This window comes from Burkholderia sp. AU15512 (genome assembly GCF_002223325.1).
In the GTDB taxonomy this organism is placed as follows: domain Bacteria; phylum Pseudomonadota; class Gammaproteobacteria; order Burkholderiales; family Burkholderiaceae; genus Burkholderia.
On the sequence record NZ_NKEX01000003.1, the window covers coordinates 537,247 to 560,857 of the forward strand.

25 protein-coding genes are annotated in these 23,611 nt (G+C 65.8%); 15 read left to right on the forward strand and 10 right to left on the reverse strand.

The features are described 5' to 3' along the window. Positions 1–20: 20 nt before the first annotated feature. Positions 21–977 (reverse strand): hypothetical protein, encoded by a 957-nt coding sequence (locus CFB43_RS05050; RefSeq protein ID WP_089494308.1) that lies wholly within the window; start codon positions 975–977, stop codon positions 21–23. A gap of 351 nt (positions 978–1,328) precedes the next feature. Here CFB43_RS05050 and CFB43_RS05055 point away from each other — a divergent pair, with 351 nt between their 5' ends. Beyond that, positions 1,329–2,624 (forward strand): MFS transporter, encoded by a 1,296-nt coding sequence (locus CFB43_RS05055; RefSeq protein ID WP_089495251.1) that lies wholly within the window; start codon positions 1,329–1,331, stop codon positions 2,622–2,624. 84 nt (positions 2,625–2,708) lie between these two features. Here CFB43_RS05055 and CFB43_RS05060 read toward each other — a convergent pair whose 3' ends face one another. Further along, a complete protein-coding gene (locus tag CFB43_RS05060; RefSeq protein ID WP_413226772.1) occupies positions 2,709–4,550 on the reverse strand; it encodes a tetratricopeptide repeat protein in 1,842 nt (613 codons plus the stop codon). Positions 4,551–4,680: 130 nt separating this feature from the next. Here CFB43_RS05060 and CFB43_RS05065 point away from each other — a divergent pair, with 130 nt between their 5' ends. Beyond that, on the forward strand, positions 4,681–6,324 hold the full coding sequence (locus tag CFB43_RS05065; protein WP_089494310.1) for an FAD-dependent monooxygenase: 1,644 nt from the start codon (positions 4,681–4,683) through the stop codon (positions 6,322–6,324). A gap of 8 nt (positions 6,325–6,332) precedes the next feature. Here CFB43_RS05065 and CFB43_RS05070 read toward each other — a convergent pair whose 3' ends face one another. The 4 genes from CFB43_RS05070 to CFB43_RS05085 are packed head-to-tail and all read right to left on the reverse strand — an operon-like array spanning position 6,333 to position 11,635. Next, positions 6,333–6,584 (reverse strand): formate dehydrogenase subunit delta, encoded by a 252-nt coding sequence (locus CFB43_RS05070; protein WP_069256072.1) that lies wholly within the window; start codon positions 6,582–6,584, stop codon positions 6,333–6,335. Between the two features lie 7 nt (positions 6,585–6,591). Next, positions 6,592–9,543 carry a formate dehydrogenase subunit alpha gene (fdhF, locus tag CFB43_RS05075; RefSeq protein WP_089494311.1) on the reverse strand — a complete coding sequence of 984 codons (2,952 nt, stop codon included), beginning with the start codon at positions 9,541–9,543 and terminating at the stop codon, positions 6,592–6,594. A 17-nt stretch (positions 9,544–9,560) separates the two neighbouring features. Next, on the reverse strand, positions 9,561–11,138 hold the full coding sequence (locus CFB43_RS05080) for a formate dehydrogenase beta subunit (RefSeq protein ID WP_089494312.1): 1,578 nt from the start codon (positions 11,136–11,138) through the stop codon (positions 9,561–9,563). Beyond that, a complete protein-coding gene (locus tag CFB43_RS05085) occupies positions 11,135–11,635 on the reverse strand; it encodes an NAD(P)H-dependent oxidoreductase subunit E (protein ID WP_089494313.1) in 501 nt (166 codons plus the stop codon). The genes CFB43_RS05080 and CFB43_RS05085 overlap by 4 nt, the downstream gene beginning before the upstream one ends. 131 nt (positions 11,636–11,766) lie before the next feature. Here CFB43_RS05085 and CFB43_RS05090 point away from each other — a divergent pair, with 131 nt between their 5' ends. The 3 genes from CFB43_RS05090 to CFB43_RS05100 all read left to right on the forward strand — a co-directional run bounded on the left by CFB43_RS05090 (position 11,767) and on the right by CFB43_RS05100 (position 13,976). Beyond that, on the forward strand, positions 11,767–12,873 hold the full coding sequence (locus CFB43_RS05090; RefSeq protein WP_089472358.1) for a substrate-binding domain-containing protein: 1,107 nt from the start codon (positions 11,767–11,769) through the stop codon (positions 12,871–12,873). Positions 12,874–12,974: 101 nt separating this feature from the next. After that, positions 12,975–13,244: a hypothetical protein gene (locus tag CFB43_RS05095; RefSeq protein ID WP_089494314.1), complete on the forward strand. Its 270-nt coding sequence runs from the start codon at positions 12,975–12,977 to the stop codon at positions 13,242–13,244. 378 nt (positions 13,245–13,622) lie between these two features. Beyond that, positions 13,623–13,976, forward strand: a complete 354-nt coding sequence (locus CFB43_RS05100; protein WP_069247423.1) for a DUF4148 domain-containing protein — start codon at positions 13,623–13,625, stop codon at positions 13,974–13,976. Positions 13,977–14,364: 388 nt separating this feature from the next. Here the strand turns inward: CFB43_RS05100 and CFB43_RS05105 are convergent, their stop codons facing one another. The 3 genes from CFB43_RS05105 to CFB43_RS05115 all read right to left on the reverse strand — a co-directional run bounded on the left by CFB43_RS05105 (position 14,365) and on the right by CFB43_RS05115 (position 17,370). Further along, complete coding sequence (locus CFB43_RS05105; RefSeq protein ID WP_089494315.1) at positions 14,365–16,692, reverse strand: VapE domain-containing protein; 2,328 nt, start codon at positions 16,690–16,692, stop codon at positions 14,365–14,367. 70 nt (positions 16,693–16,762) lie between these two features. Continuing rightward, positions 16,763–17,128 carry a hypothetical protein gene (locus CFB43_RS05110; RefSeq protein ID WP_089494316.1) on the reverse strand — a complete coding sequence of 122 codons (366 nt, stop codon included), beginning with the start codon at positions 17,126–17,128 and terminating at the stop codon, positions 16,763–16,765. Further along, positions 17,125–17,370 carry a helix-turn-helix transcriptional regulator gene (locus CFB43_RS05115; RefSeq protein ID WP_089494317.1) on the reverse strand — a complete coding sequence of 82 codons (246 nt, stop codon included), beginning with the start codon at positions 17,368–17,370 and terminating at the stop codon, positions 17,125–17,127. The genes CFB43_RS05110 and CFB43_RS05115 overlap by 4 nt, the downstream gene beginning before the upstream one ends. Positions 17,371–18,675: 1,305 nt before the next feature. On the opposite strand from CFB43_RS05115, the gene CFB43_RS05120 reads away from it, so the two are divergent. Genes CFB43_RS05120 through CFB43_RS05160 form a run of 9 tightly spaced genes read left to right on the forward strand, consistent with a single transcriptional unit; the run spans position 18,676 to position 22,425 of the window. Then, positions 18,676–18,930 carry a hypothetical protein gene (locus CFB43_RS05120; protein ID WP_144023039.1) on the forward strand — a complete coding sequence of 85 codons (255 nt, stop codon included), beginning with the start codon at positions 18,676–18,678 and terminating at the stop codon, positions 18,928–18,930. A 3-nt stretch (positions 18,931–18,933) separates the two neighbouring features. Next, positions 18,934–19,596, forward strand: a complete 663-nt coding sequence (locus CFB43_RS05125; RefSeq protein ID WP_089494319.1) for a hypothetical protein — start codon at positions 18,934–18,936, stop codon at positions 19,594–19,596. After that, the gene (locus CFB43_RS05130) at positions 19,593–19,886 is read left to right on the forward strand and encodes a hypothetical protein (RefSeq protein ID WP_089494320.1); all 294 of its coding nucleotides are present in this window, start codon (positions 19,593–19,595) and stop codon (positions 19,884–19,886) included. Before CFB43_RS05125 ends, CFB43_RS05130 begins: the two co-directional genes overlap by 4 nt. Next, positions 19,873–20,073, forward strand: coding sequence for a hypothetical protein (locus CFB43_RS05135; RefSeq protein ID WP_089494321.1), 201 nt, complete (start codon positions 19,873–19,875; stop codon positions 20,071–20,073). Before CFB43_RS05130 ends, CFB43_RS05135 begins: the two co-directional genes overlap by 14 nt. Beyond that, complete coding sequence (locus CFB43_RS05140; protein WP_089494322.1) at positions 20,070–20,372, forward strand: hypothetical protein; 303 nt, start codon at positions 20,070–20,072, stop codon at positions 20,370–20,372. The genes CFB43_RS05135 and CFB43_RS05140 overlap by 4 nt, the downstream gene beginning before the upstream one ends. Before the next feature lies 1 nt (position 20,373). Further along, positions 20,374–21,051 carry a hypothetical protein gene (locus CFB43_RS05145; RefSeq protein WP_089494323.1) on the forward strand — a complete coding sequence of 226 codons (678 nt, stop codon included), beginning with the start codon at positions 20,374–20,376 and terminating at the stop codon, positions 21,049–21,051. 8 nt (positions 21,052–21,059) lie between these two features. Then, positions 21,060–21,299, forward strand: coding sequence for a hypothetical protein (locus tag CFB43_RS05150; RefSeq protein WP_256989918.1), 240 nt, complete (start codon positions 21,060–21,062; stop codon positions 21,297–21,299). Further along, the gene (locus tag CFB43_RS05155; protein ID WP_256989919.1) at positions 21,296–21,823 is read left to right on the forward strand and encodes a GNAT family N-acetyltransferase; all 528 of its coding nucleotides are present in this window, start codon (positions 21,296–21,298) and stop codon (positions 21,821–21,823) included. Before CFB43_RS05150 ends, CFB43_RS05155 begins: the two co-directional genes overlap by 4 nt. Further along, positions 21,823–22,425, forward strand: a complete 603-nt coding sequence (locus CFB43_RS05160; RefSeq protein WP_218828064.1) for a hypothetical protein — start codon at positions 21,823–21,825, stop codon at positions 22,423–22,425. The genes CFB43_RS05155 and CFB43_RS05160 overlap by 1 nt, the downstream gene beginning before the upstream one ends. A 58-nt stretch (positions 22,426–22,483) precedes the next feature. Here CFB43_RS05160 and CFB43_RS05165 read toward each other — a convergent pair whose 3' ends face one another. Next, a complete protein-coding gene (locus tag CFB43_RS05165; protein WP_089494325.1) occupies positions 22,484–22,933 on the reverse strand; it encodes a hypothetical protein in 450 nt (149 codons plus the stop codon). Positions 22,934–23,355: 422 nt separating this feature from the next. On the opposite strand from CFB43_RS05165, the gene CFB43_RS05170 reads away from it, so the two are divergent. Further along, positions 23,356–23,610, forward strand: coding sequence for a hypothetical protein (locus CFB43_RS05170; protein ID WP_038768302.1), 255 nt, complete (start codon positions 23,356–23,358; stop codon positions 23,608–23,610). Position 23,611: the final 1 nt, after the last annotated feature.

Sequence of the window (23,611 nt, forward strand, 5' to 3'; positions counted from 1 at the left end):
GTTTTTTTATGGCCGGGCCGTCAGCGCGAGAATGCGCCCGGCGTATCGGTCAGGCGGCGGTGGGACAGCTGTGCCGTCCAGTCCACGCCGGTGGCGGGCGCGTGCGTTGCAGGGACAGGCTCGGTAGCGCGCAGCGCGCTCGCCATCGCGATCAGCGTGAGCGGATCGTCGAGCGTGTCGCGCATGTCGTCAGTTGCACGCGGCAATGCGGCGAGCCGGTCGCGGGTGCGGGTGTCGACCGTGCTGCCGCGGGTCGGCGGCAGCGTGGCCATTCGCACCACGGTCGGTGTTCGGACCGGCGCCGTCGCCATGCGCTTGCCGCTCGAACGAGGCGACGCGGCAGTGGCAGTGGCGGTCGGCGGCACGCCGGATGTTGCCTTTGGACGAAGCGATGCTGGAGGACGCGCGACCTGGTGCGTGGCCGGCGGTGATGCGGCCGTTGTCGCGACGGGCGCGCCCATCTTGCGCTGCGATGGCGCGCTCGTCGACGTACTCGGTTGACCCGCAGCGACCCGCACGGCACCGGACGACGACGTAGCGTGATCCCGTACGCCACCGGCCGCATGAATCGCGTAGGGAGGCCCGAACCCTGCAATCGGTTCATATGCGGCAATCAGCCAGCCGATGATGCCGAGCGCGCCGATACTCCAGCAGATCGCGTACTTCGCACGCCGGTCGCGAAAGCCGCCGGCGATATGGCGGGAGCACGGGGCCGCAGTGGCAGGCCGTGCAACCGGCGACCCGGCACGTGTCGGTGCCGACGCCATGATCGGCAGCGGCTGCCATTGGCATGCGCGGTGCGGCCGGTCCACGTCGATGCAGGATGTCGTCAGTGTCGCGAGGCAGTGCTTGCCGGGCCGCGCACCGGGGGCGCCGCGAAAGGTCCAGTCGCGGCCGAGCGACGGCACGTGATCGAGCGGAGCGACGCGGGGGCGGGCGAGTGCGCCTGCAACGGGGACGAGGGACGATGGAGTCATGAGGGCGGTGCGCCATGCGGCACGGGCATCCGTGCCGGTGCGGCGCGGATATGTCGTCGCAAATCGAGACATTGTCGTCAGCCAGCGAAGGCCGGTCGATCAGATCAATCTGATTTTTGCTGCCGTTTCGGGACGACTTGTACGAGGAGAACGCCGCGGCCGCACCGGCAGGGGCGACACAAGGCAAATGTCGGGTTGGCGTGGCATGATGCGCGAACCATGCCGGTGCGCGCGTCGTTGCGCGGTGCGCCGCCGGCGGGCAGCGATGCCCGTGCGCGCCGGCCCGGCGCCGCGTGCGTCGTCGGATCCATGCGGCGCGGATTCGCGCCATCCGAGCTGAGCGAGAAAAACATGTCCACAGCGTCACACGCCATCGCGCAGGAATCGAAAGTCCGCACCGTGTTCCGGGTCGTCAGCGGCAACTTCCTGGAAATGTACGACTTCATGGTCTACGGCTATTACGCGTCGGCCATCGCGAAAACCTACTTTCCGAGCGGCAATGCATTCGCGTCGCTGATGCTGTCGCTGTCGGTGTTCGGCGCGGGCTTCCTGATGCGGCCGGTCGGCGCAATCGTGCTCGGCGCGTACATCGACCATCACGGCCGCCGCAAGGGGCTGATCCTGACGCTCGGGCTGATGGCGATCGGCACGCTCGCGGTGGCCGCGATACCCGGCTATGCGACGATCGGCGTGCTCGCGCCGGTGCTCGTATTGCTCGGTCGGCTGCTGCAGGGTTTCTCGGCCGGCGTCGAACTCGGCGGCGTGTCTGTCTACCTGTCGGAGATCGCGACGAAGGGGCACAAGGGGTTCTATACGTCGTGGCAGTCGGGCAGCCAGCAGGTGGCCGTCGTGTTCGCCGCGCTCGTCGGCGTGCTGCTGAACCGCGCACTGCCGGCCGAGGAGATGACCGCGTGGGGCTGGCGCATTCCGTTCCTGATCGGCTGCCTGATCGTGCCGTTCCTGTTCCTGATCCGTCGCTCGCTGAAGGAGACCGACGAGTTCCTCGCGAAGCGTCATCGTCCGACGATGGGCGAGATCATGCGTTCGATGCTCGACAACTGGGGCGTCGTGGTGGCGGGCATGGGGATGGTGATCATGACGACGGTGTCGTTCTACATGATCACCGCCTATACGCCGACGTTCGGCAAGGAAGTGCTGCACCTGTCGTCGCTCGATGCACTCGTCGTGACCGTCTGCGTGGGGATCTCCAATCTCGTGTGGCTGCCGCTGTCCGGTGCGTTGTCCGACCGCGTCGGTCGCCGCCCGGTGCTGATCGCGTTCACGGTGCTGACGCTGCTGACGGCTTACCCGGCCGTGCTGTGGCTCGTCGGCGATCCGTCGTTCCTGCGGCTGCTCGCGGTCGAGCTGTGGCTGTCGTTCCTGTACGCGTCGTACAACGGGGCGATGGTCGTCGCGCTGACCGAAGTGATGCCGGCCGACGTGCGCACGGCCGGTTTCTCGCTTGCATACAGCCTGGCGACGACGATCGGCGGCTTTACGCCCGCGATCTCGACGCTGCTGATTCATCAGACCGGGAACAAGGCGGCGCCGGGGTTGTGGCTGAGCGTTGCCGCGATTTGCGGGCTGATCGCGACACTCGTGCTGTATCGCACGACCGAGGCGCGCAACCAGTACAAGGCGGCCTGACCGGCAGCGGTATGACGCGCGGCGCCGGCCGCATACCATGCAATGAAAAAGGGAGCGCGGCGCGCTCCCTTTTTTCGTCTGCGTTCAGGCTTCGCGCAGCATGCCGGCGACCGCGGCCGCCACGTCGTGCCATTCGCCCGGCGCGGGCTGGCGGGCGAGTCTGGCCTGCGGATACCACGGGCAGTCGTCGCCGGTGAACCAGCGCCAGTCGGGCGCGAACGGCAGCATCACCCACAGCGGCTTGCCGAGCGCGCCGGCCAGGTGCGCGACCGCCGTATCGATCGTGACGATGCCGTCGAGCCGATCGATCAGCGCGGCCGTGTCGGCAAAGTCGTTCAGCCGGCCGTCGAGCCGATGCACGCGCGGATGCGCGTCGACGCGCGCGCGTTCGTCGTCGTCGAGTGCGGGCTGCAGCACGATCCAGTCGATGTCCGGCAGCGCGAGCAGCGGTGCGAGCGCGTCGAACGGCATCGAACGGTTTTCCTGCGCCTGCCGGCGCCCCGACCACGCAAGGCCGAACTTGCGCTTCGACTGCCCGCCGAGCGAGCCGCGAAAACGCCGGCCGGCGCCGTCGGGCGCGTCGAGGTAGCGCGCGCCCGCGACGATGTCCTCCTTCGTCTGAAGCCCGAGCAGGAACGGCAGGCTCATCAGCGTGCACGCGACATCCGCGGCAGGCGGTTTTGCCGCGCCCAGCGCGACGAGCGTCACGCGCCAGCGCGCCGCGGCCGGCGCCAGCAGCGTAACCAGTTCCGGCTGGACTTCGAGCACGACGCGCGCGCAGCGTGCGCGGGCGAGCGGCACGAAACGGACGAACTGCAGCGTGTCGCCGAAGCCCTGTTCCGCGCGGATCAGCAGCGTGCGCGACGCAATCGGCTCGCCTTGCCAGCGGGGCAGCGTGCCGAGCGGCGTCGCGCCGGGCGTGTCGTGGCGCGCTTCGTAGGCGGGCAGGCCGCGCGTGAAGTCGCCGAGCGTCAGCAGCGTGACCGCGCGGTGCAGCCGTGCCAGCGTGAGATCGGGCGCGACGCGCAGTGCCTGGTCGAAAGCGCGCAGCGCCATCTCGTGCGCACCGAGCGCGTGATGGGCGTTGCCGAGATTCAGCCAGGCCAGGCTGAACGACGGATCGAGCCCGACGGCACGCTCGTAGTAGGGCAGCGCGTCGCGGTGGCGGGCCTGCGCGCTCAGGGCGTTCGCGAGCCCGAACAGCGCGAGCGGAAACGACGGATGCAGCGCGAGCGCGGCCTCGAACGCGGCGGCCGCCTCCGCATGTCGGCCGACCGCATCGAACGTGTTGCCGAGATTGAAATGGGCGGCGACGAAGCGCGGCTGCGCGGCGATCGCGGCCTGGAAATGCGCGATTGCGTCGTCGGCACGGCCCATCGCGTTCAGCGCCATCGCGAGGTTGTTGTGCGCGCCCGCATGCCCGGGCCGCAGCTCGAGCGCACGATGGAACGCGGCGAGCGCATCGTCGTGGCGGCCGAGCGCGTTCAGCGCGTTGCCGAGATTGTTGTGGATCGATGCATCGTCGGGCGTGAGCCGCAGCGCGCGGCCGAATGCATCGATCGCATCGTCGTGGCGCTGCAGCGCCGCATACGCGTTGCCGAGGTTGTAGTGCGCGAGCGGAAATTCGGGCGCGAGCGTCAGCGCATTGCGAAAGCGGTCGACTGCTTCGTCGAGCCGGCCGAGCGCCTTCAGCGCGTTGCCCAGATTGAGCTGCAGCGCGGCGTCGCCCGGCCGCAGCGCGACGGCGCGGCCGACGAGATCGGCTGCCTCGGCGTGCTGGCCCTGCTGGTGCCGCAGCACGCCGAACAGATGCAGCGCGTCGGCGTCGGCGGGATTGGAGGCGAGCGCGTTGCGATAGCCGTGCTCGGCCTCGGCGAGGCGGCCCGCGCGGTGTGCGGCATACGCCCGGTCGAATGCGGAATCCATAACGCGAAAACTGACGGAAAGCGGGTATTTTCCCACACCGCGCGGCGGTGCCGCGCGTCGGCCGATCGGCATATGGCCCCGTCACGCGGAGCAGCGTAGACTTGCAGGATCGCGTGTCATCGAGGTTCTCATGGCTGACACACTGCCCGATATCCCGCCCGTGCTGATCGTCGGTGCGGGGCCGACCGGCCTTGCCGCGGCGATGAGCCTCGCGCGAGCCCGCGTGCCGGTGCGCATCATCGATCGGCTCGCCGCGGCCGCGCCGTATTCGCGCGCGATCGGCATCCAGGCGCGCACGCTCGAACTGCTGGAGCAGCATCGCGCGGTCGAACCATTTCTCGCGCTCGGTCATCGTGCCCATGCGGCCGCGCTGCATGCCGACGGCCGCGTGATCGCGCGGCTCGATTTCGATCCGTTGCAAACGCGCAATCCGTACCTGCTGTTTCTCGACCAGACCGTCACCGAGCGCCTGCTTGCCGAACATCTGGCCCGGCTCGGCGTGACGGTCGAGCGCGGTGCGACGCTGACCGCGTGCGAGGCGGGCGGTGCGTCGCTCGACGTGTCGATCCGCTGCGCCGACGGCCGCGACGAATCGTTCGCGCCGTCGTACCTGATCGCCGCCGACGGCGCGCACAGCACGGTCCGGCATCTGCTCGGCCTGGGCTTCGCCGGGCATGCGTTCGAGCAGACCTTCCTGCTCGCCGATTTCGCGGCGATACCCGACTGGCCGGACGAAGAGATCCACCTGTTCACGACATCCGAAGGCATCGCCGGCCTGTTTCCGATGGGCGGCGGCCGTTACCGGCTCGTGGCCGACCGGCCGCCCGGCAGCGACGCGTCGCCCGATGCGCCGACCCCGTCGCTCGCGGAATGCGACGCGATCGTGCGTGCCCGAGCCGGCGCGTCGATCTCGCCGAGCGATCTCGCGTGGTCGGCGTATTTTCATCTGCACAGCCGGATGGTCGACCGGCTGCGTCACGGCCGCGTGTTCTTCGCGGGCGACGCCGCGCACGTCCACAGCCCGGCCGGCGCGCAGGGCATGAACACCGGCATCCAGGAAGCGTTCAATCTCGGCTGGAAGCTCGCGCGCGTGCTCGGCGCGGGCACGCCTGAGCGGTTGCTCGACACGTATCACGCGGAGCGTCATCCGATCGAGCGCGACGTGTTGCGGCAGACCGGTTTCGTCACGCAGATCGTTGAAGCCGAGCGCGGCGCGATGAAGCTGCTGCGCGATCACGTCGTGCCGGTGCTGGCGTCGTTCGGGCCGATGCGCGACGCGGTGCGGCGCACGGTCAGCGAGCTCGGCGTGCAGTACCGGAAGAGCCCGCTGACGCTCGAGCGCGTGCTCGATGGCGGGCCGCGCGCAGGCGAGCGGGCCCCCGACGCGCGCGTGCGGGTGCTCGACGGGCCGCTCGGTCAGGCGCCCGGAACGGCGCGGCTATACGATCTGCACGATCCGGCGAGCTTCACGTTGCTGCTGCTGGAAGAGCCGGTGAATGCCGACACCGGCGCGGTGCCGCCGATGCCGACCGACGCGCAGGCGCTCGTGCAGGGGCTCGACCGGATCATGCCGGATGCGGTGCGCGTCTGGCGCGTCACCGATGCCGAAGGCGGCGATGCCGGGCTCGCGCAGGAATACGGCCGCTCGCGGCCGTCGTTTTACCTGCTGCGGCCCGATGGTTACGTCGCCGTGCGCGGGCGCACGGCGACCGACGCGAACGTGCTGCTGCGCCATTGCGAAAGGTGGTTCGCGGGCATGTCGCGGTCCGCGTAGCGGTGCCGTCAGGCGCTCGCCGCGGCGGGTACGAGCGACGCGCGGTGCGCGGCGATCGCGTCGCGCACGATCGGTGCCGCACGTTGCCCGGCCTCGCTCGACGGATCGTCGAGCGCCGCGAGCAATGCGCGACGCATCCGCGGTTCCCAGAAGCGCCGGATATGGTCGGCGATGCCGGTCAGCGCTTCGTCCCGATCGGGCATCGATTCGAAGAATGCGCCGATCTGGTTGGCCATGTCGATCAGGTGTCCGTTGTCCATCGCTTCCTCACTTGCCTGTCGTCACGCCGGCGGTCGCGGCGGCGCGGCGCTCGAGCAGGTCGAGCTGCTCCGCGTTGAAGCGCGCATACGCTTGCTGCCAGTCGGACGGCTGCGCGACGGGCAGCACCTGCACGGCCGTCACCTTGTACTCGGGGCAGTTCGTCGCCCAGTCCGAGCTGTCCGTCGTGATCACGTTCGCGCCCGATTCCGGGAAGTGGAACGTCGTATAAACGACACCCGGTTGCATGCGTTCGGTCACGAGCGCGCGCAGCACCGTCTGCCCCGCACGCGATTCGATGCCCACCCAGTCGCCGCTGCGGATACCGCGATCCTGCGCGTCGTGCGGATGGATCTCGAGGCGATCCTCTTCGTGCCACCGCACGTTCTCGGTGCGGCGCGTCTGCGCGCCGACGTTGTACTGCGACAGGATGCGGCCCGTCGTCAGGATCAGCGGATAGCGTTGCGTGACCTTCTCCGGCGACGCGATGAACTGCGTGATCACGAACTTGCCCTTGCCGCGCACGAATGCGTCGATGTGCATCGTCGGCGTGCCTTCCGGCGCGTGCTCGTTGCACGGCCACTGAATGCTGCCGAGCGTGTCGAGCTTCGCGTACGACACACCCGAGAAGGTCGGCGTGAGCCGTGCGATCTCGTCCATGATTTCCGACGGATGCGCATAGTCCATCTCGTAGCCGAGCGCGCGCGACAGCATCAGCGTGACTTCCCAGTCCGCGTAGCCCGCGAGCGGCGGCATCACCTTGCGCACGCGCGAGATGCGGCGCTCCGCGTTCGTGAACGTGCCGTCCTTCTCGAGGAACGACGAGCCGGGCAGCAGCACGTGCGCGTATTTCGCGGTCTCGTTCAGGAAGATGTCCTGCACGACGATGCATTCCATTGCCGACAGCGCGGCCGCGACGTGCTGCGTATTCGGGTCCGACTGGACGATGTCCTCGCCCTGGCAGTAAAGCCCCTTGAAGCTGCCGTCGAGCGCCGCGTCGAACATGTTCGGGATGCGCAGCCCCGGTTCCGGTTGCAGCTTCGCCGACCACGCCGCTTCGAACTGCGTGCGCACGACTTCGTCGCCGATGTGTCGGTAGCCGGGCAGTTCGTGCGGAAACGAGCCCATGTCGCATGAGCCCTGCACGTTGTTCTGGCCGCGCAGCGGATTGACGCCGACGCCCTCGCGGCCGATGTTGCCGGTCGCCATCGCGAGGTTCGCGATGCCCATCACCGTCGTCGAGCCCTGCGCGTGTTCGGTCACGCCCAGGCCGTAATAGATCGCGGCATTACCGCCCGTCGCATAGAGGCGCGCGGCTTCGCGTACCAGGTCGGCCGGCACGCCCGTCACGTCGGCGCTCGCCTCGGGCGAGTTGTCGGCTCGCGAGACGAACTCGCGCCATTGCTCGAATGCGCGCGTGTCGCAGCGCTCGGCGACAAATGCGTCGGCGACGAGCCCTTCGGTGACGATCACGTGCGCGAGCGCGTTGACGATCGCGACGTTGGTGCCGGGGCGCAGTTGCAGGTGGTGCGTGGCCTTTACATGCGGGCCGTCGACGACGTCGATGCGGCGCGGGTCGATCACGATCAGCTTCGCGCCTTCACGTACGCGCCGCTTCAGCCGGGAGCCGAACACCGGATGGCCGTCGGTCGGGTTCGCGCCCATCACGACGATCACGTCGGCCTGGCCGACCGATGCGAACGTCTGCGTGCCGGCCGATTCGCCGAGCGTCGTCTTGAGGCCATAGCCCGTCGGCGAGTGGCACACGCGTGCGCAGGTGTCGACGTTGTTGTTGCCGAACGCGGCGCGCACCAGCTTCTGCACGAGGTAGGTTTCCTCGTTCGTGCAGCGCGACGACGTGATGCCGCCGATGGAATCGCGGCCGTACTTGTCCTGCAGCTTGCGGAATTGCGTTGCCGCGTAGGTGAGCGCTTCGTCCCAGCTGACTTCGCGCCACGGGTCGGTGATCTTCTCGCGGATCATCGGCTTCGTGATGCGATCCTTGTGCGTCGCATAGCCCCACGCGAAGCGTCCTTTCACGCATGCGTGACCTTCGTTCGCGAGGCCGTTCTTGTGCGGCGTCATGCGCACGACCTGCGTGCCTTTCATCTCGGCCTTGAACGAGCAGCCGACGCCGCAGTACGCGCAGGTCGTGACGACCGAGTGTTCGGCCTGCCCGAGTTGCACGACCGATTTTTCCTGCAGCGTGGCGGTCGGGCAGGCGGCGACGCACGCGCCGCACGACACGCATTCCGACGCCATGAACGATTCGCTTTCGCCGGCCGCGACGCGCGATTCGAAGCCGCGTGCGGCGATCGTCAGCGCGAACGTGCCCTGCGTTTCCTCGCAGGCGCGCACGCAGCGGTTGCAGACGATGCACTTCGACGGGTCGTACGTGAAGTACGGATTCGATTCGTCCTTCTTGTCGCGCAGGTGATTCGCACCGTCGAAGCCGTAACGCACCTCGCGCAGCCCGACGACGCCGGCCATGTCCTGCAGCTCGCAGTCGCCGTTGGCGGGGCAGGTGAGGCAGTCGAGCGGATGGTCGGAGATGTACAGCTCCATCACGTTGCGACGCAGCGACTGCAGCCGGTCCGACTGCGTGCGCACCTTCATGCCCGCTTCCGCAGGTGTCGTGCACGACGCCGGATAACCGCGCCGGCCTTCGATCTCGACGAGGCACAGCCGGCACGAGCCGAACGGTTCGAGCGAATCGGTCGCACAGAGCTTCGGGACGTTGACGCCGGCTTCGATCGCCGCACGCATCACCGACGTGCCGGCCGGCACCGTGACCGGCTGGCCGTCGATTTCGAGCGTGACGTCGGTATCGGCATGCCGTTGCGGCGTGCCGTAGTCGGTATCGTCGAACGGATCGAGGGCACGCGCCTGCGCAGCGCGCTTGCACGCGCATTGGCCTGAGCCGCAGCCGCCTTGGCGGACGTTGTTCGTGTCGAGGGACATGCAGGGCTCCTTCTGGGTCAGGCCGCAGCCTTGACCGGACCCGACGCGGCATGTTTGCCGGCAGCGAGCCCGAAATCTTCGGGGAAATGGTCGAGCGCGGACAGCACCGGGTAGGGTGTCATGCCGCCCATGGCGCACAGCGAACCGGCCAGCATCGTGTCGCACAGGTCGCGCAGCAGCGTGACCTGCCGCTCCGACGTATCGCCGTGGCGAATGCGTGCGATGGTCTCGACGCCGCGCGTCGAACCGATCCGGCACGGCGTGCACTTGCCGCACGACTCGATCGCACAGAACTTCATCGCGTATTCGGCGAGCTCGGCGAGGTTCGACGTGTCGTCGTGCAGCACGATGCCGCCGTGGCCGACCACCGCGCCGATCGCCGTATACGCTTCGTAGTCGAGCGGCACGTCCCACTGCTGGTCGGGCAGGTAGGTGCCGAGCGGGCCGCCCACCTGCGCGGCACGTGCGGGCCGGCCGCTGGCCGTGCCGCCGCCGAAATCGAACAGCAGCTCGCGCAGCGTGACCCCGAACGCGAGTTCGACGAGGCCGCCGTGGCGGATGTTGCCGGCGAGCTGGAACGGCAGCGTGCCGCGCGAGCGGCCCATCCCGTAATCGCGATAGAACGCGGCGCCGCGCGCGAAGATCACGGGCGCGGTCGCGAGCGTGATCACGTTGTTGATGACGGTCGGCTGGCCGTATAGGCCAGCGAGCGCGGGCAGCGGCGGTTTCGCGCGCACGACGCCGCGCTTGCCTTCGAGCGATTCGAGCAGCGCCGTTTCCTCGCCGCACACGTACGAGCCCGCGCCTTTCGCGACATGCAGCTCGAACGCGTGCGCGGAGCCGAGCACGTGCTCGCCGAGCCAGCCGGCTTCGCGTGCGCGGACGATCGCGGCTTCGAGCGTGGCGATTGCGTGCGGGTATTCGCTGCGCACGTAGATGTAGCCGACCGTCGCACCGGTCGCGACGCCCGCGATGATCATCCCTTCGATCAGGCAGTACGGGTCGCATTCCATGAGCAGGCGGTCGGAGAAGGTGCCCGAATCGCCTTCGTCCGCATTGCAGACGATGTATTTCTGCGTGGCGCGTGCTTGCCGGACCGTGCGCCACTTGATGCCGGCCGGGAACGCTGCGCCTCCGCGGCCGCGCAGCCCCGATTCGATCAATGTTTCGCACGCGGCATCGCCGTCGAGCGCGAGCGCGTTCTTCAGGCCGGCGAGGCCTTCGTATCGCAGGTAGTCGTCGATCGACAGCGGGTCGGTCAGGCCGATGCGGGCGAACGTGAGGCGTTGCTGGCGCGCGAGATAGGGCAGTGCGTCGACGAGGCCGACGCCGCTCGGATGCGTGCCGCCTTCGAGCCAGTTTGCGTCGAACAGGGCCGGCACGTCGGCGGGCGACAGGTTCGCATAGCCGACGCGGCCGGCGGCCGTGCCGACCTCGACGAGCGGCTCGAGCCACAGCAGCCCGCGCGAACCGTTGCGGACCAGTTCGATGGCGATGCCGCGGCGTACGGCTTCCGCCTCGATCGCGGCGGCGAGCGCGTCGGCGCCGAGCGCCAGCGCGGACGAATCGCGCGGGACATAGACGCGGGTCGTCATGCGGCCTCCGGGGTGCGGGTGACGGCGTCGGCAAGCAGCGCGTCGAATTTCTCCGGCGTGACCTTGGCATGCAGCACGCCATTGACCGTCAGCGACGGCGACTGCGCACACAGTCCGAGGCAGTAGACCGATTCGAGTGCGACGTCACCGGGGGCATGCGCATCGGCGGCATCGCCGTGCGCCGTGTCGAACCGGCAACCCGTGCGGGCTTCCGCATGCGCGGCCAGCGCTTCGCAGCCCATGCTGCGGCACGCTTCGGCGCGGCACATCTGGATCGTCACGCGGGCGGGCGGCGCGGTGCGGAAGTGGTGGTAGTAGGTCAGGACGCCGTGCACTTCCGCGCGAGACAGGTTGAGTGCGCGGGCGAGCGGCGCGACGCAGCCTGGCGGCACGTAACCTGCGTCGTCCTGGATCGCGTGCAGGATCGCCACGAGCGACCGGCCGGCGCGCGCATGGCGCTCGACGAGCGCGTCGGGCGCTTGGGAATTCGGGGACATCGGTTGTGCTCCTCCAAAGTCTCATATGCGCTCGAGGTTCATATAGTGCGCATCGCGACTTCATTCAGATTGATTTTGACCAACGATAAGCGGAAGATTTGGCGGTCGCAATAGGAAATCGGAGTACATAATTGATTCGCATCGAATGCGACGCGTATCTGACCGTGCGCGACACGGAAGGCCGTGCGGCCAGCCTGTCGGACGTCGCGCCGTTGCTCGAACTCGTGGCCGACACGGGCAGCATTGCGCAGGCCGCGCAAGCGAAAGGGCTGTCTTATCGGCACGCATGGGGCATGCTGCGCGCGCTCGAGGCGTGCATCGGCGGGGAACTGATCGAAACCGCGCGCGGCAAGGGCTCGACGCTGTCGGCGCTCGGGCAGGCCGTCGTCGATGCGCAGCGCCTCGCGCGCAGCCGGCTCGACGGGAACCTACGCACGCTGGCCGCCGAAGTGGCGAGCGACCTGAACCGGCGGCTCGCGCAGCGCGACGGCGCCGTGCGTATCCATGCGTCGCACGGCTACGCAGTCGCGACGCTCGTCTCCGCGCTGGTCGATGCGCAGGCGGCTGTCGACATCAAGTATCGCGAGAGCGTCGAGGCCGTGCAGGCGCTTGCCCGCGGCGAGTGCGACCTGGCCGGCTTCCATCTGCCTCGCGGCGCGTTTCGCGCGCAGTGCGCGCAGATCTACCGGCCGTGGCTCGACGACACGCGCCATGTGCTGATCCACCTGACACGGCGCCAGCAGGGGTTATTCATTCCGCGCGGCAACCCGAAGCAGGTTCGCGGGCTCGCGGATCTCGCGCGCAATGACATCCGCTTCGTCAACCGCCAGCCGGGGTCGGGCACGCGCATGTTGCTGGATCTCGCGCTGCGCGCGATCGGCATCGATCCCGAGCGCATCGACGGCTACGCATCGGCCGAGCTCACGCATTCGGCGATCGCGGCGTTCGTCGCGAGCGGGATGGCCGATCTCGGCTTCGGCGTCGAACCGGCCGCCCATCATTTCGGGCTCGATTTCATCCCGGTCGTCGACGAAGACTATTACTTCGCATGTGAGCGCGCGCGGCTCGATGCGCGGCCGCTTGCCGGCGTGCTGGCGCTGCTGCGCGATGCGCGCTTCGTCGAGCGCGTCGCGCATCTCGACGGCTACGATCCGGCTGCGTGTGGAACGCTGACGAGCATCGCGTCGGGGCTGGCCGGCGGCGACGGCGCGAGCGTGCCGGCGGGCAATGCCCGGTAACGCGGACGCAATCGAACCGCGATGCAGCAGCAGGGGATTTACGCTACGCTTGCCGCTTGACCAACGTTCCAACAAGTACGCCGTTCAAGCGTCATCCCGCCATGAAATTTTCCGTTCCCCTCGCCGCGGCAGTGTTGACCGCGGGGCTGCTGGCCGCTGTTTCGCCGTTTGCGCTCGCGCAGAATTCGCCCGGTGTGCCTGGCGGTATCCTGAGCGAACAGTTTCGCCTGAACGAGCATCCGCAGATGCCGTTCGCAGCGTCCGCGCCGTCGCAGAAATACCAGAGCGGCAAGAAGTCGGCCTTGCGCCGCAAGGGTGACCTGGGGGACCCCAACGGCTGCAATCTGAAGTGTCCGATGGATAGCCGGTAACCTGGCTGACGGGCGCGTCCGAACGAGGGGCCCGCCCGCAGCACCGATTCGACGGGCGGGGGTTGCGCGCGCATGCCGACCTGGCTGACCGGCGACAACCGGACTACCGTGCGATTCCGGCTTTGTCCGAGTCCCGCGATGCGTTGCTGCTTCGCGGGGCTTTTGCTTTCCGTCGAATCGTCATGCGATTCGATGCCGGACGATGAAGGGGAGGTGCATTGCCGGCCCGGCCGGTGATTTAGGGTTAACCCGTAAATCAGGAAGGATGTCTTCCAGAAACCTGCCTTATTCTTAAGCATCCGCCTACATAAACTTCGGATTGTCAGCGATGAACAAGGTGTTCACCGCGAACACAGACAAATCTGGAGGTAGGTCATCATGAAATCGCTCGTTCAAGCTGTTGTCGTTGCTGCCGCTCTCGTTGCCCCGGTCGTGTCGTTCGCCCAGTCGGGTTCGACGATCACCCGCGCGCAGGTTCGTGCCGAACTGGTCCAGCTGCAGCAAGCTGGTTACAACTCCGCTCGCGGTGAAGATCCGCACTACCCGGAAGCGATCCAGGCTGCCACTGCGCGTGTTGCAGAGCAGCAGCGCGCTGCGCTGGCGCAAGCGCAAGGCGCCGACGCCAGCGGTTACGGCGCACAGGCACAGGGCGCATCGGCATCGGGTTCGCGTGCGATGGGCGTGCGTCCGGCCACCGCTGAAGAAATGAAGTCGCTGTATCGCGGCAGCTAAACCGTGTATTGCCCGGTGTGCGTGAATGCCGGGTGCGACGACGCGTCGCGCCTGGAGCCGCAGCACCCGGGCGGGCCGCTGCCTGGCGCAATCGATGAGTGCGCGGGCACGGCAGGCTATCCGTCACCTCCTGTCGCCGGAAGTCCGGTGGCATTCCGCCCGGCCCACCCGTGGCTGGGCGCTTTTTCGGAAGGAGAGGGCGAGTGCGTTTCGCCGGCAACAAAAAACCCCGCAGACTTGCGTCATGCGGGGTTCGTGCGGCGAGCGCGGAATATGGTGGGGCGGCGGCACTCAAATTGTTCTCTGAAAGCCATGTCTGTATTGGGCTTTCGTGTTTTTGTGAATTGAAGAACCCCCAAAAAAGCCCCCGGCGACGATACGCTGGTGGTCAGTCCAGATCCGGGAACCAAACTTTCCGAACCCGCGCGCCGATGCGCTTATCCCGCTTCTCGTAACCGAGCTGGCGCAGGAGTTTTCCGATTCGCATGTCGGTTGCACGATTCAGGCGACTCGCATCTAGGTGCAGCGCCTCGGCGGCTACGTCGCATATGAGCAGGTATTCCCGCTCGCGCGGCGCGGGTTCGTCGTCGAACCGAGTGGCAGCAGCGCCATTTAGCCACTGCTCAACCATCGGCAGCCACGGGTCGTCGTTAGCCGGCGCAGCCGCGAATGCGGCGTGTTCGTCCTTGGCAAGGTGTTCGGCTGCCTGCCAACGGATACCGCCGTCCATAAAGAGAGTGCGACCTTCGGCCCACAGTTGATCTCGATCGCGCATTACCGCTTCTATGTCGACGTTTCCGACGCGTATCGGGAGCCAACGTCGGTTGCCGGTTTCGTCGATCAAGATGCCTTCTTCGTTGCTGGTGCCAATGAAGACCAGGCGACGGGGCACTGTCGCGGCGTGCTCTTTGTACAGCTGCCGATACGTATCTTGCGTCGCGGTAATGAATGCCTTGATCGACTCGATTTCGCGCGTGCGCATGCCCTTCAGTTCTGCTATTTCGCCGACGAGTGCGCCCCGCATCTTACGGGCGGTTTCGGCGTCCCGCGTGCCGAGGTCGATTTCTACATACTGATCGGCGTGCGGCACCATCGCCGCGATTGCCGATGACTTTCGCAGACCCTGATCGCCGATGAAGATAGGCACCATATCGGCCTTTACGCCCGGTTCCAGCACGCGGCCCGCGAATGCCGTCCAGAGGTAGAGCGACACGGCGCGCGCGTACGGTGAGTCAGGGACGCTGAAGTACGCCTCCATAAATCGATCGACGCGCGGTGCACCATCCCACGACAAACCGTTCAGCCAGTCAATCGCCGAATCGAATTTCCGCTCGCGGGCAACAAGGTGCACTGCGTCGCGGATCATCTCTCGGCCGATCGGCTTAAAGCCGCCCTGCTCGAGGCGGATGCGGAGCCGTGTGTAGTCCTCGTCAACGAATGGGCGCCACATAGGCGCGTTGGGATCCGACCACGTCAGTTCGTCGCGGAACGTGTCAAAGCGGATGTCGGCGCCGGCAACGTGAGGCGCGCGTAGCGCGAGTTGCGTGTTTCCGATCGTTGCCAGGATCGCGCCGACCTTGTCGTACTTGAATGGCGGTCGGCGGGGTTCCTGCTGTGCGAGCTCAGGGGGCGTAGCCGTGAAGTCCGTCTCGATCTGTTCGCGCTCCCAATCGCCGTATGCGGTTGGGTTGTATCTCTTCGCCAGTATATGAAGCGTGCCGATCGTGATCGCGTCGGAACGCTCCATGCTCGCGCTGTTCCATACCTTCTCGACCGCGGCGCGGCCGCCGTAAGCGTAGTCGGTGGTTGCCGACCATTCGTCGCAAATTTCCATGCCTTCGGCGGAGCCGCGGGTTTCATGGTTGACGGCAAATTGCACGTCTCGCCATTCGGCATAACTGCCATCTGCGGGAATCATGCTGAGCAGCGCGCGGATTTCGTCAATGCGCGGCGCGGTCGATGACAAGGCTCGGCCGCGTGCGTGCTCGGTAGATTCGTTGTCGGGTTGGATGTTGACCAACGCGGCCAGGTCGGGAAGCGTGTACGCGCGATCTGTCGCGTAGAGAATGCGCGATGCGCTCGGCGCAGTGGGGTAACCCTTTCGGAGTTTAGACTCGGTCGGCCAGTTCCACGTGCCTGGCACTCGCATGATCCGGTCGCAGTTGTGCGTGTCGGGCCCGTCGAATTCCTCGCCGATAGCCGCGTTGATCCGCTCATAGTTCGTCGCGCGCCCCTCGGCCAACGGTGTCGGCGCGACGAGCCGGAAAAATGCTTGCAGCCCGTTGCCCGAGTCGATGATGAAGGACGCATGCTCGCGCAGACGATCGGCGTGCGGGCCGAGCAAGTGGCTGCGCGCCGCATCGTATGAGCCGAATCCTTTGAGATCTGGATCGCAGTCGCTCCACGCGAATCGTGCCGATGCCATGTCTGTCTTTGCGGGTTTGCGTTCGAAGCACGTAGCATCGTTAGGCAGCCAGTAGATATTGTTCGCGGCTGTGTTGTGCGTGCGTGCATACTCGATCAGCGCATCGATTTCAGCCGGTATCGAGAACGTACGCGCTCGCGGCTTGCTACCAGCGGCAGCGGCGATACGCAGCAGCATCAGTTGACCGCCGCCAGGGCGTGCCAAAGTGACGAACTGCCGCAGCGCATCGGCATCCACTTCAATGTGCGGGTGGCTTGATTGATCTGGCAATTTTGTAGGAGTGCTATTCATTAAGGCGCGATTGGCTTGACCATTGTCTACCTGTTTTACCGGCTCGTTGGCATCGTCGGGAAGCCGGCGCTTACGTGGCCAATCCGCACATGCGTTTCAGTTTCTTGTTCGCGTTCGGTAACGTGCCGCCGACCTTCGACAGAGTCAGCCCCACGCAATACCCGCTGAGGTGCCATTCGACAGCCTGTTGCGCTCGTCGGCCGCCCCCGGGGCGATGAGTGACGCGATTGTCCGGTTCGATGATCGCATCCGGCAGCCCGCGGTCCTCGAGGGGGCCGTAGGGCATTTCGATCGGATAGACCTCGGTGCGGGTGCCGTCCTGAGCGCTGACAATGCGCCACGCAACAACGGTTGTCACTCGAACGCAGTGTTCCTCGTCGAGCACGCGCAGCGCGAGCGTGCCAGTGGCGGCCGGGATAATCGTCGCTTCGCTCATGCTGTCACCTCGTCAGTGTGTTGCGCGCGATAGCCGTTGGGATCCGCGAACCAGCGATGAATTTCACGGTTCGGCCAAGCGACCGAATAGCTACCGAGTTTGACCCGCTTCGGAAAGCGGCCGGCACGTTCGCGATTTGTGACTGAAGACAAGCACAGCGGAACGAATTGCTTCAGTTCGCCCCATCGTGTGTAGCCGTCCAGGGGGAGCGTCAATGGTGAGGTGCTGCGGTCTGCGGCCATTTGTTTCGCCTTGTGGTGCGTTGAGATAGCCGCATTTCAACGCGGTGCGCGTAAGGTTGACAATCCTGTAAGGCTGCTCCTTACGCAGTACTGCATAAGGGCGTCGCGTACCTACCTTGACACCTCGGACGCGCTTATCTGGCAAGGCGATGTGGAAATCGGGCGCGGAAATATGAGGCGTTGGAAGCCCGGTAACGTTGTTTTCGTGTGTACAGCATTGCCTTACAGAAACTTGCGACGAAGTGCAGGATTTCGCTATTCGTGATCGCATTTTTGGGATGATCGTTTTTCCTTCGGCTGCCTTATGGGGCGAATCTTGCGCATTGTTCGATTTCATGTAGAGGGATTGCTCTAAATTTCCATTTCGAGCGGCCATTGCGGTGCGTAAGGCAATCGCCGACGCCCTGGCGCGTTGCCCCCTCTGTTGCCACCACTCGCGGATGAGGCAACAGAGGGGGCAACGCGCCGGGCCTTATTCAGCAGGCCTGTTGCCTCTGTTGCCTCTGTTGCTACCTCTTATAAATAATGGGTGAGAAAAGATAGCGTGTAGGTGCGCGCAGCAGTACCGGGGGAGTTTTGCAACTAGAGGTAGCAACAGGCAACAGAGGCAACATTTCCATCAAACCCCCGCCAGATAACGCGTTCAGCGTGTTGCTACCACACAGCACCGTTGTAGAGGTGGCAACACCCGCCGGGAACTGACGCACATGAAATCGCGAAAAACAACTTACTCGTAGAAAACTACGCGTTCGGCTATACGCCCATCGCGGTATCGACCGGCCACAGAACCGCTACCTGCACAGCAAAGTGCTGAGAAATATCGAGCACGGCCGTCACGACATGCGGATCCAAATTTGCGTGGTCGCGGCGGCGGTCGATGGTGTCTGCGGCGCGTACCCTTGCCGTCGATGATCAGCACACCGTTACCGAGCGCGGTCGTCACGGCGTCCCGAAACTCCGTACCCCTGTTTGTGCCGTCAGCCCCGGGGGCGACGGCTTGTGGCCCGTTGCGATCCGTTGCTCGCGGCGCCATCCCTGGCCCGTTGAAATCCCCATTGGCGATTTCAATTCACGGTGCAGTGCCTTGCGTGGTGGACGTTGCGCGCTGCGCATAGCGCGGAAAAGTCATGTAGCTACCCACGCGGCTACCCACATGCACCCCGTCACCGACGAAAAACGGGCAATTGCCCGCTCCAAACGACGCACGATCCTGCAAGACGATTTGCGCAAACTTGTTGCGCAAAGACGGGGGATCCCCCGTTCCACTGCTGCGATGCTGATCGAACCGTTTTTGAGGAGCCAAGCATGGCCGTAACCAACATTTCCATGAGCAACGCGTCGCGTAGTCGGCTGCAGGCATGTGCGCTGTTGCGCGGTACGTCGATGGCGCGCGTTGTCGAAGACGCGCTCGCCGAATTCATCGATCGCCACGGGCTGCTGAAAGGCGGCGAATGGCGGATCCGACCCGACGAAGATCACGCGTGGTGTCGCGCAACGGCCGCGCAGGCGGACGCGGCCCGCGTGATGGATTGGGATGTCGAGCTCGTGGACGAGGACTAATCGATGGCCGACATCCGAAAGATCGAAGCGCAGCTCGCTGAAGCCCGCCAGCAGACCAGTACCGCGCAGCGGCAGCTCGAGGATCGACTGCTCGAGAACAACGGTGCGGAGGACGAGGAAACGGCGTCGCTGCGTGCCGTCGCGGATCTGCACCGGTCGCGCGAAGCGTCGCTCGTGCGCGTACACCACGCCGCGCAGCGGGCCAATACCGCCGCTGCAATCGAGGCACGTCACCAGGAGTCGCGGGACGGCGTGCGTGCGGCCCGCGCTCTGGAACGCCGCTACGCCAATGCGGCGAAGGCGCTCGAGGCTGCGCTCGAAGCGGTCGCTATCGCGCGTAGCGAGTTTCTGCAGGTCGACGCCGAGTTGCGTTCGGCGATCCGCGCCGTGTGCATGAACCCCGAACTGAATGAAGCGCACAGGGACGGGCTGTATGTGAGCGGGGCCAACCAGTGGATACCCAATGATGCCGTTCGAGCGTACGTCAAGTCGATCATCGGCGAAGATCTGCGGCCCGACAGCATTGCAGGAGCCGCCGCGCGGCACATCCAGCAAACGATCGTGCGGCTCGAAACCGCCGCTGCGCATCGGAAGCCGACCCATCAACCGCCGTACATCATCGACAGCGAGTCCGCACTGCGCTCGGCTGCGGAGGACGTTCAGTGACCACGAACCGTCAATCGTTGCCCCCGAATGCGGGAAAAGGGCGTAAGCCTGGCGTCCCGAATAAGACGACGCAGGCGTGTCGCGATGCGCTCGTCGAGGCGTTCGACAAGCTGGGTGGTGTGGCTGCACTGGTGAAGTTCGGCAAGGCGGATCCGGCCGCCTTCTACAAGATCTGGAGCAAGTTGCTGCCGCGCGAGATCAAGGCTGAAGTCACGGACTTGACGCGTGAGGAGCGTCTCGAACGGCTGAAGGAACTGATCGGTGTCGGGAGCGCACATGGTGAGGATTGACGCAGATCGCCTCGAGCAGTTGACCGATGCCGAGCTCAGCCAACTTGAACAGCTTCTCGCACCGCGACTGGATGCGCCGATGCTGATCGTTGGCGAGCGCGAGGACCGGCGCGCACGCGTGGCCGCATACGTCGCTGAGCATGCTTGCATGCCGGAAACGACCGTCGTTATCCGGAGGTTCTCGTGACGATTCTCGATGCGGTCCGTGCATTGGCGGCCGGTGAGCAGGAAGAAGCGCTGGAACTGCTCGCACCGCCGGCACGCGCAAAGATTCTCGTGTTGAGGCCTGGCGAAGATCGAGACGCGGAAGTTTCGGCCTACGTCGAGCGGCACGGGCATCTTCCGTTAGACGTCGTCAACCTCGTGGACGTCGATCGATTCGTGAAACGCGTGTGGGGCGTGAAGGATGGAAATCCACCACTCGTTCACATTATCGACCTGACCGGCTGGCAGTTCCCGTACGAAGGATTTCCGAAGGAGGTTTGATATGGATACCGAACAGCAATCCACAGCCGTCGAGAAGACGATCGAGGAACGCGCTGCGGCGTTCTACTCGAACACGAAGTTCCCAGGCGCGGCCGAGACGCCGCGCGCGCCGGTCGAGCAGCCGAAGGCATGGAGCCACGTCGACAATCTGCGCCTCAACGACGGGCAGAGCGCGCCGCAACAGGCCGCAGACCCGGATGCAATGTCGCTGGTTCGCAACGATCCCGTGCGGAAGTTCTATGGCGACGAGGGCGCGCACGGTGTGCTCTACGACGAGCTCACCGGCTCCGGGCAGTGGGGGCGGGAAACCGTCGCGTCGATCGATGACGGCCTGGGCGGCTCGATCGATCGCAAGGAGTTTGCCGCGATCGTCGCCGATCACGGTGGCAACCAAACCGACGTGCGCGAATTCCTCGCCGATGCCCGACTGTTTGCGCAGGGCTGGCCGTCGTTGTCCGAGGCGGACAAGCAGGCTCACCTCGCCGATGCCGTGCAGGGGATGAAAGAGACGTTCGGCAGCGATTGGGAGAAAGCCTGGGACGCCGCGAACGCGCTCGCGAAGCGCGACCCGCGCATGGCAAAGGTGCTCGTCGAGACGGGCCTCGGCGCCGATCGCAAGACCGTCATCAAGTTCGCGCAGGAAGCGCTCCGGCAGCGGGTTGCCGGGAAGTTGAAGTAGCCGCCGCGATGCTGATATCGGCGATCAACTGGCGCGCGGTGCTGCTCGACCTGCAGCACTTTTACCCAAAGCCGAAAGACGTGTCGCGCGAACTGCACGGCGCGGTGAGCGAGGCCGCCGTGCGCAAGTACATCGAAGACACGACCGAGCCGTCGCACGTGCGCGGTGAGCTGATCCTCAATCTCTGGTGCCAGACAACTGGTAAGCGGCGCGAAGATGTACCGCGCAGGCCACACGAGCGCATTTGAATCTGAACAGGACCAACATGCCTATCAATTTTCTGAAAAGCGTCCGCCGACGCGCCCGAGATTCAATTTCCGGACGCCGGCCGCGCTCGCTCTTGATGTCGGAGCGCCTGACGCCCGAGCATATCCTCGCCGTCGAACTGCAGCCGACGCAGGCCGCGACTGCTGACGCGTTGACCAGGGAATATGCGGAAAAGCTCTGTTCGGCGACGCGTGTCGGGTGGGCGATCGTCGAGGACGGAAAGGTGCTCGGCTGCGGCGGACTGGTGGAGTGCTGGGAGAACCGCGCACAGACGTGGGCACTGATCTCGTCGGCGTTGCTGGTTCCGCGTCGATTCAGGCTGGTTCACCGAATGGTGCGCGCAGTGCTCGACGACGCGCCGTGGCGGCGCATTGAAATGGACGTCGACGCCTCGCACGCGGCCGGCATCGCGTGGGCCGAACACCTCGGGTTTGAACGCGAGTGCGTTCGTCGTAAGTACACCGCCGCAGGGCGAGACATGTTGCTTTTTGCGAGGACGAAATAATGGCAATGCTTCCATTGGCCGCAATGGCCGGTTCGGCGCTCGGCGCTGGCAGCACGATGAGTTTGATCGCGACCGGCGTTAGCGCAGCCGGCGCGCTGGCGTCAGGCGCCGCGAAGTCGGCGCAGGCGAACCAGCAGGCCGCCGCGCTCGACCGCAATGCAGCGTTGTCCGACCAGCAGGCCGGGCAGGTCTACGCACAGGGCGTCAACCGCGAGACGGCGCAGCGCGCGCAGGCAGGGCAGCAGCTCGGCGAGCAGCGCGCAGCCGTCGCTGAATCGGGCTTCAATCCGAACGCAGGGTCGGCACTCGACACGCAGGTTCAGAGCGTGCGCAATGCCGAGCTCGACGCGTTGCAGACCCGCTACCAAAGCATCTTGCAGGGCGGGACGCTCGAAGACCAGGCGCAGCAGGATCGGTACGCCGCACGGACGGCGCGCGCTACGGCGCGCAACAGCTTGGTCGCTGGTGGGATCTCGGCAGCCGCGTCCGTCCTCGGGGGTTTTGGGGATTATGCAAAAAACAATCCGCTTGGGCTTACGGCTTCGTTGAAGCCCTACGGGACCACGGCCGCTGGCAATCCGCTGCTGTTCACGATGCCGTGACAGGCGCCCGCTATCGCGAGATCAGCCTTCGCGATAGCGGGCGGTTTGCTGAACACGGTCAGCGAACCGGGCCGAAATTCACGGCCGCATCGTACATGCTGACCAGGCTCGCGTTCCCACCGCTGCCGCATACCTGCGCGTGCACGAAGTAGCGCTTGCCGACACGGATGAAGCTGTTCGCGTGCTGGCGATCGACATTCGACAGCCGTCCGATGTTTGTCGGCACGGACCATTGGGTTCCGTTCTTGTCGGTGAACCGAAAGGTTTCGAGCGTCCCGCCGCTCGGCGTGAACTGGATGCCTTCGACAGTGACGGGGCCCGTGAACTGCGTGCAGTTGTCGCCCGGTCGATCGTGCACATCGTCCATTTCCTCCAGCGCAACCAGGCGTTCCGCGGCCGCCGAGTTGCCGGTGAGATCCTTCGCTTGCCACGTCGTGACAAGGCGCGCATGCGCGTTGAATGACTGCGCGTCAGCCGCCACCGTCGAGAAGATGAGAGCCGCGCTCACGCACGCGGCGAATGCAAATCGTCCAGTTGAATTCACAGTGCCCCCGTTTCGTTGTTGTGGGTGGGCGCATTCTAGCGCGCGGTGCACCTACCGACGAAGCGTGTTCAGTTGCGTCAAGTATCGCTGTACGTCGCGTACAGGGTTGCCTAACATACTGATTTTGTTGCAATTTTGTTTTCGTGTGCCTTATACTGAGCTCGTCGACGCACACAACGTTGACCGGGTTTGACAGCCCGAATGCATGCGGCAGACAACCGCCGCGCTGGCGGTTTTTCTTCGTTTGAGAACGCGCATCTTCTATGGGTGGCGCGAGTGGAGAGGCTTCGGCCTGCCGGGTTCCGTATGCCCCGGTCTGTCAACTTCGCTCGTTGCCGCCCACCCCGTTTGACAGCGGGACGGTGCGATCGCATACGGAGCCCCTCATGACGTTCCACGTTTCTGACAACGCTTTCCCAATCGGTAGCATTCCTGATCAAGTGTCGGTGTCGTCGCGCGACCTCGCGACTATCCATGCCCTGCAGGGCGAGCTCCGCACGTGCATCTTTGCCCTTCGTGGGGCCCTCGAGCGGCAAATCCAGCTCGATACCATCCCCGGGGCCGAATGGTTTTGGCAGCGGGCCGAGGCGGCGACCGACGAGCTCGACGCCGCGATCAACAAGGCTATCGGCTCGGATTGAG